Raw genomic sequence first — 18,804 nt, forward strand, 5'->3', positions numbered from 1 at the left:
CGCCGCCAGCGTTCGTCCTGAGCCAGGATCAAACTCTCCAAAAAGATGTTTGATATAAGCTCATAAAAAAATTGACGTTTCGTTTTGTTCAGTTTTCAAGGACCAATTCCTTTTACAGTCACTTTTTTCATTTTACCAAAGTAACTTATCATTGTCAACAAGTTTTTAAAATTATTTTTTAAAGTTGTTTGTCTCTCTATCGGACGAATATTAATATACCATGCATTTTTTTCTGATGCAATAGTTTTTTACATTTTTTTTAAAGAATGTAATCAGATTGCAAACTTTGCATTTACGTTAAGAAACTTACTTTCTAAAAATACATGTTTCACGTAATGATTTCATATTGTTTATCAAAATGATTTTCATGAAAAGGAGGCTTGTTTGCATGACTATTCTTGCCTTTATTTTAACAATTTTAATGGCTCTTTATCTATTTCTATACTCGTTTCTTATTATTAAGCAAAAGCAACAAACGAACATTATTCCTTTTATCATCATTGCCTACTTATTCAGCGGTCTATCCTATCTCTTCATTGGATAAACAGTTTTTTTATGATGTCGCTTTAACATACGACCATTCAACATATAATAAGAAACAGTTAATAGGATTGTAGTTCCTCCTATCGCCTGAAACATAGTGATTTTTTCCCGGAAGAAAACATAAGCTAATAGCGAGTAACAGAAAATAGGTCCAATTTCGAAAGGAATAAGGATAAAACGATTCTTTCGTACAAACAACATAAAAAAACAAAAAGATCGTAGAGGAAAAATATACGATGAATGTGTATGAAATAAGATCTTCTCTTTTTCTTATATATTGTCCAATCATTCAATATCCTGTAATGAGAGCACAAGAAATAAGAGATAATATATCGCCCAGCAGCGCTTTCCCACTAATATAGAAATCTCCCCAACTAAGCACTGCCCAAAATCGCCAGTCCCCCACACAATTGAATTGAAGGAAATTGCTTCTTTAAAGACTATATATGTACCTGTGAACGCAAAAATCGGCTGCAATGTGACAAGAACTGTTGAACTTGCAACCGAAGTATAGTTCAGCGATTCAAACCAAAGGATAAAATGAAAGGCTGATAGCCCTCCCGCTATACAAGATAGTAGCAGATCCTTCTTTTGCATATTCCTAACTTGTTTCACATATTTTATAAGAAAATCAGCGGTAGATAATCGAGAAAAAAGCGATAAAATGCAATCACTCCAACATCAGCAGTACTTAACTTCACAAATATGGCAGAAGTGGTCACGGCTAAAACGCCTGCAACTAGGGCTATGTATGGATTCAAAATGATTTTCTCCTTTAAGTAAATCAAGCCTTTGATAAAATATAATTACTATTTTTTAATATCGAAGCATTTATTTGACTAGTAAATGAGGTGAATAATTGACTTGTTGCATTTTGAACATGTTGAAATTTTTCTAAAGCTTGGAATATCAGCGATATTAGGGTTAATTATTGGACTAGAACGAGAGCTAAAAAGAAAACCTCTCGGATTAAAAACAAGCCTTGTCATTTCTATCATAAGTTGCTTATTAACAATTGTATCGATACAATCCGCTTATCTTTTTAAAGGCTCAAATTATATTCAAATCACGATGGACCCATTAAGATTAGCAGCACAAATCGTATCAGGAATTGGTTTTTTAGGGGCAGGTGTCATTTTAAAGAAGGATAACGATACGATTACTGGCCTTACAACTGCAGCGATGATTTGGGGAGCTAGCGGAATCGGGATTGCTGTAGGCTCAGGTTATTATATAGAAGCAGTTGTAGGTGTCATCTTAATTATAATCAGCGTTGAAATCATTCCATATATGCTAAAAAAAATAGCGAGAAATCATTTCCATAATACTGATTTACAAATAAAATTAATCATATATGATAGAAGCTCGATAGATAAAGTCATTTCATCGATTGAGCAAAATAAAATAACCATTGAACAAACAAGAATTAAAGATTTGGATGACACCTCCCATCTATTAGATTTAAAAGTTCGCACAAATTCCTATCAATCTACTACCGAAATCTATCAAAAAATTACAGCTATACCCGAAGTAAGGCGAACAGAAATTATCAATTAAGATAATATGTAATCTTGTTCTTCTGCCGTCATAAAGTAATTCGTTTATCGCTTTTTTATATGAGGATAATAGTTCCGATAAATAAGGATAACTTTACTATTGATTTCAAATTTGATTATATGTAATATATAAATACAAGCTGCGTTGTACGTAACGATAATAAAGTTTTAACCTTTAAGCTGTTATAGGGAGTTTTACATCGAAACTGGATTGTCATACCTCTGTCTAAATGACAAGGAGGCAGACGAGAACGTTTTTGCGAGCACCCACTTTGAGGAGTGTGGTTAAAAACTTTCTTACTCAAGTTACGGCAAAGGCGGCCATACATAGCTTACAAAAACCAGTTCTCACAAAGAACTGGTTTTTTATTTGAGTATGGAAAAGGAGTTTAGACTATGCAAAAAGGAATACTAGGATTGCTTGGCGCTGTTGTCGTAATTGTTCTTTCAGTATTTTTTAATCATACACAACATCAAACGACTACTAATTCAAGTGCGAATCAACAATCTGCACAGCAAAATACAAATGAGGATACGGTCTCTAATACTGCAGATGGAAAACAAATACCTGTTACACTTGTCTCGGCCGTAGATGGAGACACGATTAAAATTATGTACAATGGAAAAAAAGAAACAGTTCGATATTTATTAGTTGATACACCTGAATCAAAAAAAGTTGGCACATGTGTACAACCATACGCAAAAGAGGCATATTACCGCAACGAGCAACTCGTTAAAAGTGGGAAATTAACGATTGAATTTGATAATGGAAGTAAAAGAGATAAGTATGGAAGATTGTTGGCCTATGTATTTGTAAATGGGAAATCTGTTCAAGAATCGTTATTAGAAGAGGGATATGCTCGTGTTGCTTACATATATGATCCTCCTTACAAATATCTCTCACAATTCAATGCCGATGAAAAAAAGGCTGAGGATAAACATTTAAAAATCTGGTCCCGCCCAGGCTACGTAACGAGTAAAGGATTTAACGGATGTGCCTCTGATAGCGGATCATCCGCATCTGACAATCAAAGCAATTCTAATACAACGCAATCTTCTTCAGCAAAACAACAGAATCAAACAGGAAGTAATGAATATTTTCGGAATTGCACAGAGTTGAGAAAGAAATATCCAAATGGTGTTCCAAGCTCCAGCCCTGCTTATCAAGCAAGTATGGACGGCGATCATGATCATTACGCATGCGAAAGGTCTTCCAGGTAATTGGAAGACTTTTTTGTTATCTATATAAAGTGCCAGATCATTCCGATTTCTAACAACTTATTCGATAATTTCCGCGGGCTTACTAAACAGCCCGCGGAAATAACTATTTCTTAAACAAATCTTTCATAAAAGAGCGTTTTCAAAAAAGCGGTCTTGTTAAAATGCTGTCTATCGTTTTGCCAGACGAATAACATTCCACGATAATTTAGGTATTTGAGCTGTGATGATTCCATTTTCTAATACTGCATTTCCATTAGAATGTGGGGCTACATTTGCCTTCTTAGCTGCATTCGTTTGCTTTACATTTTCATTTTCAAGGACAATATGCTCTACTAATTGATATCCATCAAAATTACGAATATTACATTCCATTTGAAGCGCTTCCTCTAAATCCCTATTCACTGCAAAGATCGTCAATTCTTCTTTTTCTTCATTATAAACTGCCGTAGACTCCAGATAAGAAACATCTGTAAAATCTTTACTATCATACTTAGGACTAGAGATAATTGGGTTTAATGCGATGCCACGACCATATTTCGAAGCGTGCATAAATGGATAATAAATGGTTTGTTTCCAGGCTACACCATTCTCCTCTGTCATGATCGGCGCAATGACATTTACTAATTGTGCAAGACATGCAATTTTCAATCTGTCTACATGTTTAAGCATCGTAATCAACATGCATCCGACCAATAAAGCGTCCTCAAAATTATAATGATCCTCTAATTGCGGAGGAGCTATCGCCCATGGTTCAATTAATTTATCAGCTTCATTTGAGTGATACCATATATTCCATTCATCAAATGATAGATTAATTGTTTTCTTACTTCGTTTTTTCGCTTTAATATAGTCCGCAATCGAAATCACTGAACGAATAAAATCATCCATCTCAAGTGATTGTGCTAAATAATTGGCAATATCGTTATCTCGATTGCCATAATATTGATGGAGAGAAATATAATCTACATGCTCATAAGTATGATCGAGGACAGTCGCTTCCCACTCAGCAAAAGTAGGCATAGAACGATTTGAACTTCCGCATGCAACTAACTCAATTGTAGGATCAACCCATTTCATTACCTTTGCTGTTTCACATGCAATTCTCCCATATTCTTCTGCTGTTTTATGACCAATTTGCCAAGGACCATCCATTTCATTCCCAAGGCACCATGTTTTAATGTTATACGGTTCTTTCACACCATGAGAAATACGTAGATCACTATAATATGATCCTGAAGGGTGATTGCAATATTCCACTAAATTCCGTGCAGCGTCAATTCCACGCGTCCCTAAATTGACTGCCATGTTCACTTCAGCATTGACGAGCTTCGCCCATTGCATAAATTCATTCGTCCCAATTTCATTTGTCTCTGTTGTTCTCCATGCTAAATCAAGTCTTCGCGGTCTATGTTCTCTAGGTCCAACACCATCTTCCCAATTGTAGCCAGAGACAAAATTTCCACCAGGGTAACGCACTAACGGAACACCCAGTTCCTTTACCATTTCAATGACATCTTTTCGAAATCCATTCTCATCTGCTAGCTGATGACCCGGCTCATAAATACCGCCATAAACAGCACGGCCAAGATGCTCAATAAAAGACCCATAAATCCTTTCATCAATCTCAGATACTTTGAAATCCTTTTCTAAAATCATTTTAGCCTTTTTCATATTCATGCCGTCCATCCTTTCATTCTGATCATATTTTTTAAGATTAAGAGACTCTTACCATTTCAAATTCCTGAAAGAGCACAATGCTTATCTGGAAATTTAGCCTTAAACTGAACAAAACACCCGCAATATTGACGAGTTGTTCCATTGATAAGAGAAGAACATTCGTGACATAACTTTAATCTACTTTCGTAAATTTCACCCGATACAATTACTGACTGGTCTTCTGCATAATTACTAATAAGCTGTTGAATTTTTTTCTTAGAAACGACTAATGATTCTAGACAGCCTTTACATCTTTTCATTTTTCTCTCTCCACACATTACCGATTACAGGATGGATCATATAGAAGCCCCGTCTCATGAGTTTATCTTCAATATAGTTATGGACATCGGCGGCAGTTGAACATCAATCGTATCGTTTTCTAATTGAAATTGCCGAAATTCGGCGGGGCTTACATTTTCCGGCTGATCAAATGTATTATGCGCATTTTGAACAGTTGCTGTTAGCACCGTTCCTGAAAGCTCTAGATTCCCCTCTATTCCTTGCAAAAATAATTCAACATTCGCACTATTTTCTACATCAATATTTACTAAACTTACATGGCATATCCCGCTTGCATCTTTTGAAGCTGAAACTGTTACTTTCGGTATTTCTATTTCACCCCGCTTTATGATCTCAATATCTGATTCTATTGCTAATAATGTTGCATCTTGATGTACTTTAAAAAGATCAAACACATGATAAGTAGGGGTTTTAAGCATTTTATCTCCCTCTGTTAAAATCATCGCTTGCAAAACATTTACAGTTTGAGCAATATTCGCCATTTGCACGCGATCACAATGTTCATGGAATATATGAAAATGAAGCGCAGCAATCACTGCATCTCTAATCGTATTTTGCTGATACAAAAACCCTGGATTTGTTCCAGGCTCAACATCGAACCAAGTCCCCCATTCATCAATGATCAATCCTACTCTTTTTTCAGGATCGTATTGATCCATAATTGTGCTGTGCTTTGTAATAAGTTCATCCATATAAAGCGCTTTATTCATAGATATAAACCATTCATCTTCAGTGAAGTTAAGTGCTGATCCTTTTCCTTTCCAGAAATCTCCTGGAATCGTATAATAATGCAAGCTTAATCCATCCATGAATGCTCCCGCTTGTTTCATTAATATCTCTGTCCAATTATAGTCATCGACATTAGGCCCGCCCGCAATTTTATAAAGACGATTTTCACCATAATTTCTTGCATAAGTTTGATAGCGTCGATAAAGATCTGCATAATATTCAGGGCGCATATGTCCTCCGCATCCCCAATTTTCATTTCCTACTCCAAAGTACTTTAAATGCCACGGTTCAGTTCTCCCATTTTCTTTACGCCAATTTGCCATGGGTGATTCTCCATCGAATGTCATATATTCAATCCACTCCGACATCTCTTGAACCGTCCCGCTACCAACATTTCCACATATATAAGGTTCACAGCCAAGGAATTCACATAAAAGCATAAATTCATGTGTGCCAAAATGATTATTTTCAACTACACCTCCCCAATGTGTATTGACTATTCTTTTTCGTTCTTCTCTTGTTCCTATGCCATCTTTCCAATGATACTCATCAGCAAAGCACCCTCCCGGCCAACGGAGAACAGGAATATTTAATTGTTGCAGAGCGTTTAAAACGTCATTCCGAATCCCTTTTGTATGAGAAATATTTACGTCCTCTCCAACCCAAATTCCCTCATAAATGCATCTGCCTAAATGCTCCGCAAAATGCCCATAAATATTTCTATTAATCTTTCCTTTTTCAATATCCGTGTTAATAACTATTGTATTTTTCAATCACCCCACCACTTTCTTTTAATCCCATATTGTTTAATGATCTTTCACTTATACTAATAAGAACGAATGCTACGAAGCTTCCTATTATAAATAATAAAAAAGGAAGCACATATACAGTGATTGCACATAATAATAAGAATGCTATACCTGCTATCGTCCACTTGAATTGAGCAGCACTAATTAATAAAGCATTTTTAAATAATATAACGATACTTATTTTTTCAAACTGGATATAAATATTGAAGATATGAACAAGTACACTAAACATTAACAAAGTTGAGAGCAGAATAAATGATATTCCTAAAAACAAGAGAGATGATTGTATACTTGTCATTAATGTTAAGTCTTCATAAACTACGATAAAAAACAAAATAAAAATGAAATTAATTAAGATTTTTTGGAAAATGGATTTTTTCATAGCCCCGAAAAATTCGGATAAAATTCTTTCATCACCACCGTTCCTCCAATTTTTAACAACAGAGAACATTGAGGTCGTTGCCGCAAAAATTGTCATAACGGGTAGACAGCAAATAATCCAGAGTAAACTAAGTAAAATATAATTGGTGAAAATCAGTAAATTCCCATAAAATTTACTATTAATCCAGTTCAATTATCTTCACCCCTTTTTCAGATCAACAATTATTCTTTCATTCCAGACATTACAACTCCCTGTACAAAATATTTTTGTGCAAATATATATACTAATAATAATGGAATCATTGAAATAACAGTCCCCGCCATTACAGGACCATAAAAAGATATATGTTGTCCTGTAAACAATGCTAAACCAGCTGGCAACGTTCTCATTTCTGTTTTACTCGTTAATAAAAGGGGATAAAGTAGATCATTCCAGTTGTTCATTAATGTAAATATGCCAAGGGTTAAAAGAGCAGGCTTACATAATGGCAGCATGATTTTATAAAAAATCTTAAATTCATTTAGTCCATCAACTCTGGCTGCCTCTTCCAAATCTTTTGGTAATGAAACAAAAAACGATCTCATCATAAAAATTCCGAAGGCACTGGTCATTCTAGGCAAAATCAGTCCGATATAGGAATCTAATAAACTCATTTTGTTAATCTCTATAAAAAGAGGAATCATAAAAACTTGAAAAGGGATCATCATCGTAAGTAAAACTAAATAAAACAATATATTTTTCCCTTTAAAATTCATTCGCGCAAAAGCATACGCTGCTAATGAATCGAAAAAAACAGATGTAATAACAACTCCACCAGCAAAAATGATTGTATTTTTGATGTAACTTAGTAATGGAATCGTTGTCCAAACCTTTAAGTAATTCTCAAATGTATATTTATCTGCAAATATTTTAGGTGGATAAGAAATAATATCTTTTTCCATTTTGAATGAAGAAACCAATAACCAAAAAAACGGGAAGATAATAATAATTAAAACAATTACCATAAAAATTTTATAACTGATATTTCCAATCGTTAGCTTTTTCATGATACCCCCCCTTATCCTAATTGTTTCTCTTTTCTATTAAGATAATAATTTGTACTTATCGCAAGAATGGCTATAAGTATAAATAAAATTGCGGAAATGGCAGAAGCATAGCCTAATTGATATGGCGCTGAAAAACCTCTACTGTATATATATTGTACTGCAGTCTCTGTTTTAAATTCCGGCCCTCCATTTGTCGTAATATACACTTGATCGAATACCTGTAAAGAACCTATTAAATTTGTAAGTATACAGAAACCTAACGATGGTAGTATTTGAGGAATTGTAATTTTATAGAACTGTTGAAATTTCGTTGCACCGTCAATTTCAGCTGACTCATAATAGGATTGTGAAATACCCTGAATACCAGCCATTAATATCATCATAGTTACCCCAAAATTTTTCCAAACGGTTAAAGCAACAATTGTCGGCATAGCTTGGTGAGGATCGCGGAAAAACTGCGGTGTCGGCATTCCAAATTTAGATAGCAAATATGGTATTGCTCCGATGTTTGGATCGAGCAACATAGACCAAATAATACCAATAGATGTTAAAGAACAGACAACAGGTATAAAATAAATTGATCTTGAAAATTTATTAAAAACTGTATTTTTCGCCAATAATGCTGCCATAATCAATCCGACAACAACTTGTACTGGCGTTTCCAGAATTGTAAAATATAACGTGTTTTTAAAAGCGTTCAATGCACGAGAATCATGAAAAAACGTTATAAAATTCTCTAACCCTACATACTTTGTATTTGTGAAAAAAATATTGATATCGAAAAATCCGAGAATAAACGTTCCGATCAATGGAACAAAAACGAATAAGATGAGGATTAGAAATGATGGTAATATAAACAAATATGCAGCATGGTTAGGTCTATTCCAATAAGCTCCTAGACTTTTTAATCTGGCATTCATTCGAATCCTCCTCATTTTTGTGCATGGATAATCGTATGAATACGGTTATCCATGCACAACTGAAAATGTTGTTTACTCTTTTAATGTCATTAAATATTAATTCTCGGATAATTTTTCATTGATATTTTTGTCAGCATCTTTTAATAATTTCTTCGGATCTGCTCCACTAAATAGCTTCTCAAGCAATGGATTAATAATATCATTATTAATTGTTGCCGTTTTTGTTGATCCACTCATAAACGGTTTAGCATATTTCACTTGTTTACCTAACTCAGAAACAATATGATTTTTCTTAATTTCTGGATCATTAGAAACACTCTTTAGATACGGAGGAAAGCCATTTTTAGTACTCCATTCTTTTCCGATTTTAGTTGTATTCCAGTACTTAATGAATTCATAAATTGCTTCTTTTTTACTTTCGTCAGTGCTTGACGGAATTGCAAATCCTACTCCATCAAGAATTGCGGTTTTCCCAGCCTTTCCTTCTGGAATAGTTGTAACACCATAATTGATTTCATTTTTCTTGAGTCCATTATTTAACCATGGACCGTTCATATACATGGCTAACTGACCAGAGTTCATTAAGTTATCAGCTTCAGCCCCAGAGATTGATTGCGGTGAAGATTTGTCCTTATATACAAGTTTTTGGATTGTATTTAAAACTTCCAAATTTGCTTTAGAATTAAAGGTCGATTTAGAGTAGTTACTATTTGTTAGACTTCCTTTATTAGCTAGCATCCAATTGTATAAAATAGCATTTCCATCAGTCGGGAAAGCAAATCCATATACTTTCTTAGATGGATCAGTCAACTTTTTAGCCATTGTAACTAATTCATCCCATGTTCTAGGCGGCTTATTTGGATCTAGCCCAGCTTTCTTAAATAAATCCTTATTCCAATACAAATACATTCCTTGTACCTGCATAGGAATAAAATATTGCTTTCCATCGATTTTTCCTAGTTTCAAAGCTGTTTGGCTAAAGTCACTCTTATTAACGCCTTTGTATTTCCAAAAATCATCCAAAGGTTGTACAGCCCCATTAGCAACATAAGATGCGAAATCCCCATAATTCATAAGTACAAAATCTGGTGCGGTTTTGGAGGAAATTGCTGGTGGTAATTTCTCATTAAAGTTCGCCCAAGTCATAACATCCATTTTTATTTTGATATGTTGATCATTTGTTTTGTTGAATCGGTTCACGATTCCTTGTAAAATTTCACCGTCCGAAGCTGTAAACCCATTCCAAAACGTAAGTGTAATCGTTCCATCTTTGCTAGTTCCTGAAGTTTGTTTGCTGCTGCCACAAGCCGTTAAAGACAGAACAAATGCTAGAACAAACATCAATACAAAGGCTTTTTTTATGTGTTTCATTTTAGACACCCTTTCTTTATGTTGGTTTCTAATTTAAATGACTAAATTGAATCATGTTCCAAGATAGTTTCGGCAAGATAAAATGAAAGTTAGAATCATTACTAAAATCTATACTGGTCTTTTTTAATATAATTTTTTCAGGTTCGTCATACGTATTTCCGGCGAACAAATCGTTTCCTTCTAATATCGCATGCTCTATTGGCAATAATTTACCGAATGATTGTAAATTGATGTCAACTTTTACATCATCATCCATACTATAATTTAGTAAAAAGAAAGTGACCTTTTTATCTTTTTGATTATAAATTGCCGATCCATAAACGATTGGCACGTCTCCATATTTGTTAGATTCAGCTTTAGCAGATTCTATTCTCGTGTATAAAGCGCTTCCATTTCCGTGTTTAATTAATTCTCTAAATAGAAGAAATGTGCCCTGTTTAATAGAACTTCCACCCTCCTGAACATTAATCAAACCTCCTTCATTGATTAACAATGCTTGGCACGCAATTTTAACTCGGTCAGAATTATTCATTAATGCGCATATCATCCCTGCCAGAGCTAACAAATCAATGAGAGCTGCTACGCTTTCTCCTTTTGGTTTCTCCCATTCCGCATTGTGTCGATCGTTTGATTTATAACAGGGTTCACAACGTTATATTCATCAAATGATATGTGAACGGTTTTTTTAGTTCTTTTCTTTGCCTTCACAAAATCAATTGTTGAAACAATACTTTTAATATAGTTATTCATGTCGATATAAGAATATAAATAATCAAGAATGTTATTCTCATAGAAGTAATACCTATGAATGGATAAATACTCAATATCTTCATAAGTATTTTCTAATACAACTCGATCCCAGTCTGGAAAAGATGCAAGAGCAGGATCAGAACTTCCACACGCAACTAGTTCAATCGATGGATCCACCCATTTCATAATTTTGGCTGTTTCTTTTGCTTTTTTTCCATAATCATCTGCAGTTAAATGGTTAATTTGCCATGGACCGTCCATTTCGTTTCCAAGACACCATAATTTTATATGATGGGGTTGTTTATGACCAAATGCCTTTCTTAAATCACTCCAATATGTTCCACCGCTATGATTACAGTATTCCACCATATTTCCTGCTTCTTTTGCAAATCCAGTTCCTAAATTGACGGCAGCCATTAGCTCTGTATTTACTTTTTTTGTCCAGTCTACAAATTCATCTATTCCTACTTCATTTGTCTCATGGACTTTCCATGCTAATTCTAATCTTGTTGGTCTTTTCTCAACAGGTCCTATTCCATCAGTCCAATCATAACCTGAAACAAAATTTCCTCCTGGATATCGGATAATCGGTATATTTAATTCTTTTAATAAATCGATAACATCTGTTCTGAATCCTTGTTTGTCAGCTAGTGGGTGTGTAGGCTCGTATATTCCTGTATATACGACCCGCCTCATATGCTCTACAAAAGATCCATATAAACGCTTATCGATTTCTCCAATCACAAAGTCTTTATTTACTATAAGTTTCGCTTCTTTCATCTCTTCCCTCCTTTGAAAATCCAATTGGTATTTATACTTCAAACCGTAATACACAATACTTTCTCAAACTTAAATGAGCTGAATTCAGTTTTGAAAATTTTCAACAACTAAGGGGGCGTCTTTTTTGAAAGCGTATTCTTTGTTTATTCAATAGTTTATTATAGTCATTCGTACATGTCAATTAATTTTTCTAAATTGTACGAACATATAAAAAATTAATTATTTTAGGTGATCTTACAATTTATTTAATCGTACGTTCGTGAGCTATCCCCTAAATTAACATGTGTTATTAATACATTTTTCGATACAATTCCACAATATCTTCCTAAAAAATTATACAAGTGAAATTAAATTCCTTTAATTTGTACGTACATGTTTTATCATATTTACGTCTATTTGCAGCCTTAAAGAGAATCTCATAAATCAATGAACTCTTCTTACTTTCATTAAAGCAATTAGTAAAAATTAGTTTCGTAGAAAAAAGAAAGACCCTTCGAGCAAACTCGAAAGGTCTCTTATCTCAACTAGTCATATACAACAACGCAGCTAGATTTTACATTCTTTCATTATATATGCATTATTCCGCACGGTTATTTTTAGTAATACCTGTTACTTTAAACTCTCCAATTTCGTTCTGTAAATTTTCTGTTAGCTGCGACAAATGTACGGTGTGTCTTGCCAATTCACTTGATAATGCCGCTTGTTCTTCCATACTAGATGAAATTTCTTCAGTTGAAGCAGCTGTTTCCTGAGACACCTCTGCTATATCTTCAATCATTTTGATCACGAGCTGCTTCTGCTCTTCAATAGATTGAATAGAAACTGTTTCCTCTTTAATTGAATGTAACATCGTATCCAATGATGTTTTTAACTCTTTCATTGCCTGACTAACACTTGTCACTGCCTCTTTTTGATTATGGCTAATATCATTTGTCTTTTTCATTACATTAACTAATTCAGCAGTATCTTCAAGAACATTGTTAATGATCTGTTGAATATGGTTTGTTGATTCTTTTGATCTTTCCGCTAAGTTTCGTACTTCATTTGCTACTACTGCAAATCCTTTGCCAGACTCTCCGGCACGCGCTGCTTCAATTGATGCATTTAAGGAGAGTAAGTTGGTTTGTTCAGCGATTTGATTAATTACACCTGTAACATCTGAAATAGATTTCGATTTTTCATTTAGTTGCTCAATCATATTTGTTACATGCTGGAACGCCTCTTCTAATTGGTGGTAGGAAGTTTGCAGATCCTTTACTCTTTCAGTTCCCAATTGCGTGCGCCCTGTAGCTTCGTCAACTTCAGCTGCAATCGCATTAGATTGATTAAATAATTTTTCAATTTCGGTGCTCAATTCTTGGATAATAGAAGAACCCCGATCAATTCGATCAGATTGATTTTCCGCTCCTACGGCAATTTCTTCAATAGCTTTAGAGACTTCTGAAATAGCCGTTTCATTTTCGGAAGTACTCATTTTTAAATTAGATGTTGTTTCATTAACGGAATAAATATTTTTCCCTACATTTATAATTAAATTTCTCATATGATGCAGCATTTCATTGTAGCTTTTTGAAAGATCCCCAAATTCATCATTGGAGTGAATAACAAATTCTGTAACCAAATCCCCTTTTGCCGTTTTTGCCAGCGTTTTTCGCAAATTTGTAATGATCTTTGTTAATCTACTTGCTAAGAAAAATGCACATATCAACCCGATCATTAATCCGATTATAATTGAGTACAATCCAGTCATTTGAACTTTATTTAATTGTACTTGGATTTCTTTCTGTGGATTGAATGAAACAACTTTCCAATTGACAGTAGGAATCGTCGTTGAATATAAATTATACTTTGTTCCAGCCCATGTTAACGTATATTCGCCTGACTGTTTCTTATAAGCATCCTCAACCCATTTAAACTGCGAACGGAGTTTAGAGGAAGATTCGATATCTTTAACACCCTCTACCTTTCCGCTATTGGACGGTTTAATATTTTTTCCGTCCGCTCCGTTTATAAATGAGGTTACAACTACACCTTGCGCATCTAAAATTGCTAGATGTGATGCTGTATCCTTTTCAAATTTTTTCCGTGCTTGGCCAATAGTAGATAAGTCAATATCATATCCTACAGCACCAACCATCTTTCCTTTGTACATGACAGGAGTTACGATAGATGTCATAATCTTCCCTGTAACCTTATCTTTATATACATCCATCCATTGGGTTTCTGGATTTGCTTTTAGTTGCTTATACGTTCTAGTATCCCGCACATCCATATCAAATTTTGCATATGGTGATATATGGAGCTTCCCGGTGTTCCAATCCATATAATATGCAGCAACTAGTGCTTTATTGTTTTTCTGAATGGTATGTATTGTTGCTTCAACATTTGCCATCGATTGCTTACGGCTTAAATCTGTTGAAACTAAATCTGCTAGTTGTTCAACCGAATCTTTATAACCTTTCAATTCAAGATTAATTTGCTCTGCTGCTTGACTAGCATTCGTTTCATTTTGCGTACGGTCATCTTTTTTTAATATTCCACTAATTGTAAAGTATGTAAATGCGACTGTACTTAATAAAGAAATGAGAATAGCGGTACAAATAAAAACACTCCATTTATACCGAATAGAAAATCGCCTTTTTGTCATATTATTTTCTTCCATTTATGTCCCTCTCCCCAGATGAGTAATTTTAATAGACGAAAGGTACCATCAATCGTCCTTTTTTGTCCAACTTTTTTATTATATCGTCATCTATTCAATTTCATAAAGGAATTTTTCTCGGTAATTAAGTTTCCAAACTATTTTTAAAATTTATTTTGCAGTCATTCCATTTAATATCATTGTGTTTCATGGTGTAAAATAGACTCCGGGACTATTTTTTGACAAAAAATCAGCTTATTCGGCACTTGCAAAAAAATGCTGAATCCGATAGAATTAAATGTATTCAATACAAGATATTGAAACATAATCAACAAAACAACACTATATATTGATTCATAAAGCAAAATAATACATTTTATGGTTAAGAGATTATTAGATTTAAAGTAAAACTCTTAAACAGATTGCTTTTATCTTCTTAGACAAAACATATGTGATGAAACATTATAACTTCTCTGGATTTGGGAAGGTGAGACAATGACTTTAAAACATTATTTAAATGTTAAAATCATCGTTCATCCGCTCAAGGTAACCTGAGCAGTTTTTTTATGCCACTTCAGATCAACTCTCTATTAACTAGATACAGATGGTAGGGAATTTTGGTGAATAGCTGTTCATTACATGTGGAAGATGGGAATTTTTTTAATCGAGAGGGGAAAAAACATGCCAGAACTGAAAAATGAATTACAAGATGTGTTAGAAATTATTCAAACTGCTGCGGAAAAATATAACCTTAATGCTACAGATATTATAGAACAAGTAAAAGATCTTAATGCAACTGCAAAAGATGCTAATCAACATGCATTATTCTACTCATTAAATCAAATTGCAATGGATCAACCTCAATGGACTTTTGTTGCGGCTCGTTTATTTTTAAATGAACTATATGAAAAGGCTGCGGCAAATCGTGGATATAGCCGCTCATTAAAATACGGGAGTTTTTTCAACTTAATCCAAACCCTCACAAATAAAGGCATCTATTCACCTGATTTACTGAATCTGTACTCCAAGGAAGAAATCGATGAACTTGCAAAAGGAATTGTTCCAGAAAGAGATCATTTATTCAATTATATTGGATTATTTTTACTTGCAGATCGTTACTTGGCGAAAGACCATGACGGCAATACATATGAATTGCCACAAGAACGCTTTTTAATCATTGCAATGACTCTTATGAAAAACGAACCAAAACAGCGTCGCCTTGAACTAATAAAAGAAGCATATTGGGCATTGAGTCATTTATATATGACGGTTGCGACTCCTACACTTTCTAATGCTGGCAAGAACTATGGCCAATTGTCATCTTGCTTCATTGATACGGTTGAAGATTCACTTGACGGTATTTATTTAAATAACTGGGATGTTGCAAGATTAAGTAAAGACGGCGGCGGTATCGGCATTTATTACGGTAAAGTTCGTGCATTAGGTTCTGATATTAAGAAGTTTAAGGGAAATTCTTCTGGAGTTGTTCCTTGGATTCGTCTAATCAATGATACAGCTGTTAGTGTTGATCAATTAGGACAAAGACAAGGCGCGATCGCGATTTATCTTGATATTTTCCATAAAGATATTATGAATGGCTTCTTAGATTTAAAAACAAATAATGGAGACGAACGTCGTAAAGCACACGATATTTTTACTGGTGTTGCAATCCCAGATCTATTTATGGAAAAACTTCAAGAAGTAGATGAAAATGGTAGAAGCATCGGTGAATGGCATACGTTCTGCCCGCATCAAGTCAAACAAATAATGGGCTGGAAAGATGAAAACGGCAATGCTTTAGGGCTTGAAGACTTCTATGACGAAACAGATAGAAAATATTTCACCGAGAAATATGAAGAAGCAGTCAATCACCCTCTTCTACCAAGAAAAACATATCGCGCAATGGATATTATGGCACGTATCATGGTGGCTCAGTTAGAAACAGGTACTCCATATATGTTCTATCGTGATGAAGTAAATCGACAAAATCCGAACAAACATTTACGTGGCGAAGGTTACACCTCCATCTATTGCAGTAACTTATGTACCGAAATTGCGCAAAACATGTCTGCTACAACAATTCAACGAGAATATCAAGATGAAGATGGAAATCTTGTCATTGTTCGTAAACCAGGAGATTTTGTTGTCTGCAATCTTTCTTCTATTAACTTAGCAAGAACGATTACTGCTAATGTATTAGAACGACTTATTAAGATACAAGTAAGAATGTTAGATAATGTTATTGATATTAATACAATTCCTGTTGGTCAAGCACAAGCAACAAATAAAAAATTCAGAGCAATTGGATTAGGAACATTCGGATGGCATCATTTACTTGCTTTGAAAAAACTCCATTGGGAGTCTGATGATGCTGTACAATTTGCAGATGAATTGTATGAAGATATTGCTTACTACACTATTCGCGCATCAATGGAACTGGCGCAGGAAAAAGGTGCATATAGTCAATTTAAAGGATCTGAATGGGAGACAGGTAAATACTTTGAACGTAAACAGTATACATCTGAACGCTGGAACGAGCTAAAAAATGAAATAGCAAAGAATGGGCTTCGCAACGGTTGGCTCATGGCTATTGCGCCAAACTCATCAACAGCTAAAATCGGTGGTTCAACAGATGGAATTGATCCAATATACTCTGTCGAATACGCTGAAGAAAAGAAAAACTTTAAATTCAAAGTAACTGCCCCTGATCTTGATCATGTTACGTATAATTACTACCGTAAAGCTAGACATGAATTAGACCAAGTATGGAGCATTAAACAAAACGCTGCGCGTCAACGCCATATTGACCAGGCAATCAGCTTTAACTTATATGTACGTCATGATATTAAAGCAAAAGAACTTCTAAACTTGCACATGGAAGCATGGAAACAAAAACTGAAAACAACTTACTATGTAAGAAGTACTTCTCAAACTGAAATCGAAGAATGTGAAGCTTGCCATAGCTAAGCGATATTGTCGACAGGAGGCATTCGTCATGGAACGATTAACAAAAATAAAATTATTAAACCCTGAATTTCCTAATAAATCAACGGGAATTATCAATGGTCAAGCATCAGGCTTGCTTAACTGGAATGATATTGCTTACCCGCAAATGTATGATTTTTATCATACTTTGCTCGGTAACTTTTGGAAGGCTCAAGAAATCAATATGCAAGATGACATCAAACAATGGGATTCACTAAGTCCTAAAGAAAAAGATGTATTTCTAAGGATTAATACACAGCTTGCCTCACTTGATAGCCTGCAAACGCCAACGATGAGTCAAGTGATGGACTATGTAACCGATCCAAGTTTTAAAGCGATTTTTGCTGTTATCTCGCAGCAAGAAGCGGTTCATAATGAATCTTACTCATATATTTTGAGTTCACTCGTTCCATTAAGTGAACAAAATGCTCGTTTTAATGAAGCAAAAGAAGATCAAATTGCTTTAAAACGGATTAAGCCAATTTTAGATGCTTACGAAGAATTTAGAAATGATCCAACTGCAGACCGTTTATTTAAGCTAGCTGTTCACTCTATTACGCTGGAAGGAATATATTTCTATGCAGGGTTTGCTTTCTTCTATAATTTAGCACGTAGACAAAAAATGTTAAAAACGAGCACGATGATCAGCTATATTCAACGTGATGAAATGCAGCATGCTTATTTTATTTCACAGTTTATTCGCATTCTATTAACAGAAAACCAAGCCTTAAATTCTGAAGAAAATATTCGATATGCTTATGATACGATTGATCAAGCAGTCAAACGTGAACAAGAATGGGCACATTTTATTTTAGATGGAATTGAAGGTATTGATTTACATGAATTCGATGGCTACCTTGAATATTTGGCAAATAAACGATTACGTCAGCTAGGTTTAGATAATTTATATGAAGATAAAGAAAATCCAATGCCTTGGATTCACGTCTTTAGTGATGAAATGATTAATAATACAAAATCTGATTTCTTTGAACAAAAATCAAGAACTTATACAAAGGTAACGCAATCTAACGGTTTTGACGAATTGTAGGAGTGCT

At 34.4% G+C, this 18,804-nt stretch carries 16 protein-coding genes and 1 other RNA gene; 6 read left to right on the forward strand and 11 right to left on the reverse strand.

Features of this window, described 5'->3' with window-relative positions; all coding sequences use genetic code 11:
- The first annotated feature begins 388 nt into the window (after positions 1–388).
- Complete coding sequence (locus G4D61_RS12585; RefSeq protein ID WP_155918531.1) at positions 389–544, forward strand: hypothetical protein; 156 nt, start codon at positions 389–391, stop codon at positions 542–544.
- A gap of 284 nt (positions 545–828) precedes the next feature.
- On the opposite strand, the gene G4D61_RS18630 is transcribed toward G4D61_RS12585, so the two are convergent.
- Entirely contained in the window at positions 829–1,140 is a 312-nt protein-coding gene (locus tag G4D61_RS18630; protein WP_025731260.1) for an EamA family transporter, read from the reverse strand.
- 270 nt (positions 1,141–1,410) lie between these two features.
- Here G4D61_RS18630 and G4D61_RS12595 point away from each other — a divergent pair, with 270 nt between their 5' ends.
- The 3 genes from G4D61_RS12595 to G4D61_RS12605 all read left to right on the forward strand — a co-directional run bounded on the left by G4D61_RS12595 (position 1,411) and on the right by G4D61_RS12605 (position 3,320).
- The gene (locus tag G4D61_RS12595; protein WP_163174147.1) at positions 1,411–2,100 is read left to right on the forward strand and encodes an MgtC/SapB family protein; all 690 of its coding nucleotides are present in this window, start codon (positions 1,411–1,413) and stop codon (positions 2,098–2,100) included.
- A 133-nt stretch (positions 2,101–2,233) separates the two neighbouring features.
- Positions 2,234–2,427: non-coding RNA, 6S RNA (gene ssrS / locus G4D61_RS12600), on the forward strand.
- 68 nt (positions 2,428–2,495) lie between these two features.
- Positions 2,496–3,320, forward strand: coding sequence for a thermonuclease family protein (locus tag G4D61_RS12605; protein WP_025731258.1), 825 nt, complete (start codon positions 2,496–2,498; stop codon positions 3,318–3,320).
- A gap of 168 nt (positions 3,321–3,488) precedes the next feature.
- Here the strand turns inward: G4D61_RS12605 and arfA are convergent, their stop codons facing one another.
- The 10 genes from arfA to G4D61_RS12650 all read right to left on the reverse strand — a co-directional run bounded on the left by arfA (position 3,489) and on the right by G4D61_RS12650 (position 14,785).
- Positions 3,489–4,997 (reverse strand): arabinosylfuranosidase ArfA, encoded by a 1,509-nt coding sequence (gene arfA / locus G4D61_RS12610; RefSeq protein ID WP_035356193.1) that lies wholly within the window; start codon positions 4,995–4,997, stop codon positions 3,489–3,491.
- A 56-nt stretch (positions 4,998–5,053) separates the two neighbouring features.
- Positions 5,054–5,296 (reverse strand): DUF6171 family protein, encoded by a 243-nt coding sequence (locus G4D61_RS12615; protein WP_163174097.1) that lies wholly within the window; start codon positions 5,294–5,296, stop codon positions 5,054–5,056.
- A gap of 54 nt (positions 5,297–5,350) precedes the next feature.
- A complete protein-coding gene (locus G4D61_RS12620) occupies positions 5,351–6,838 on the reverse strand; it encodes an alpha-N-arabinofuranosidase (RefSeq protein WP_163174099.1) in 1,488 nt (495 codons plus the stop codon).
- Positions 6,816–7,448 (reverse strand): DUF624 domain-containing protein, encoded by a 633-nt coding sequence (locus tag G4D61_RS12625; RefSeq protein WP_163174101.1) that lies wholly within the window; start codon positions 7,446–7,448, stop codon positions 6,816–6,818. Before G4D61_RS12625 ends, G4D61_RS12620 begins: the two co-directional genes overlap by 23 nt.
- Positions 7,449–7,477: 29 nt before the next feature.
- Positions 7,478–8,302, reverse strand: coding sequence for a carbohydrate ABC transporter permease (locus G4D61_RS12630; RefSeq protein ID WP_025731253.1), 825 nt, complete (start codon positions 8,300–8,302; stop codon positions 7,478–7,480).
- 11 nt (positions 8,303–8,313) lie between these two features.
- Positions 8,314–9,222, reverse strand: a complete 909-nt coding sequence (locus tag G4D61_RS12635) for a carbohydrate ABC transporter permease (protein WP_163174103.1) — start codon at positions 9,220–9,222, stop codon at positions 8,314–8,316.
- Positions 9,223–9,318: 96 nt separating this feature from the next.
- Positions 9,319–10,593: an ABC transporter substrate-binding protein gene (locus G4D61_RS12640; protein ID WP_025731251.1), complete on the reverse strand. Its 1,275-nt coding sequence runs from the start codon at positions 10,591–10,593 to the stop codon at positions 9,319–9,321.
- Positions 10,594–10,621: 28 nt separating this feature from the next.
- Entirely contained in the window at positions 10,622–11,140 is a 519-nt protein-coding gene (locus G4D61_RS17985) for an alpha-L-arabinofuranosidase C-terminal domain-containing protein (RefSeq protein WP_340139775.1), read from the reverse strand.
- A gap of 32 nt (positions 11,141–11,172) precedes the next feature.
- Positions 11,173–12,123 carry an alpha-L-arabinofuranosidase family protein gene (locus G4D61_RS17990; RefSeq protein WP_205603277.1) on the reverse strand — a complete coding sequence of 317 codons (951 nt, stop codon included), beginning with the start codon at positions 12,121–12,123 and terminating at the stop codon, positions 11,173–11,175.
- A gap of 577 nt (positions 12,124–12,700) precedes the next feature.
- On the reverse strand, positions 12,701–14,785 hold the full coding sequence (locus G4D61_RS12650) for a methyl-accepting chemotaxis protein (RefSeq protein WP_025731250.1): 2,085 nt from the start codon (positions 14,783–14,785) through the stop codon (positions 12,701–12,703).
- 660 nt (positions 14,786–15,445) lie between these two features.
- Here G4D61_RS12650 and G4D61_RS12655 point away from each other — a divergent pair.
- The gene (locus tag G4D61_RS12655) at positions 15,446–17,731 is read left to right on the forward strand and encodes a ribonucleoside-diphosphate reductase subunit alpha (RefSeq protein ID WP_025731249.1); all 2,286 of its coding nucleotides are present in this window, start codon (positions 15,446–15,448) and stop codon (positions 17,729–17,731) included.
- A 28-nt stretch (positions 17,732–17,759) separates the two neighbouring features.
- Entirely contained in the window at positions 17,760–18,797 is a 1,038-nt protein-coding gene (locus tag G4D61_RS12660) for a ribonucleotide-diphosphate reductase subunit beta (protein ID WP_025731248.1), read from the forward strand.
- The last annotated feature ends 7 nt before the right edge of the window (positions 18,798–18,804 follow it).

Source organism: Heyndrickxia ginsengihumi (genome assembly GCF_011008565.1).
Lineage (GTDB): Bacteria > Bacillota > Bacilli > Bacillales > Bacillaceae_C > Weizmannia > Weizmannia ginsengihumi.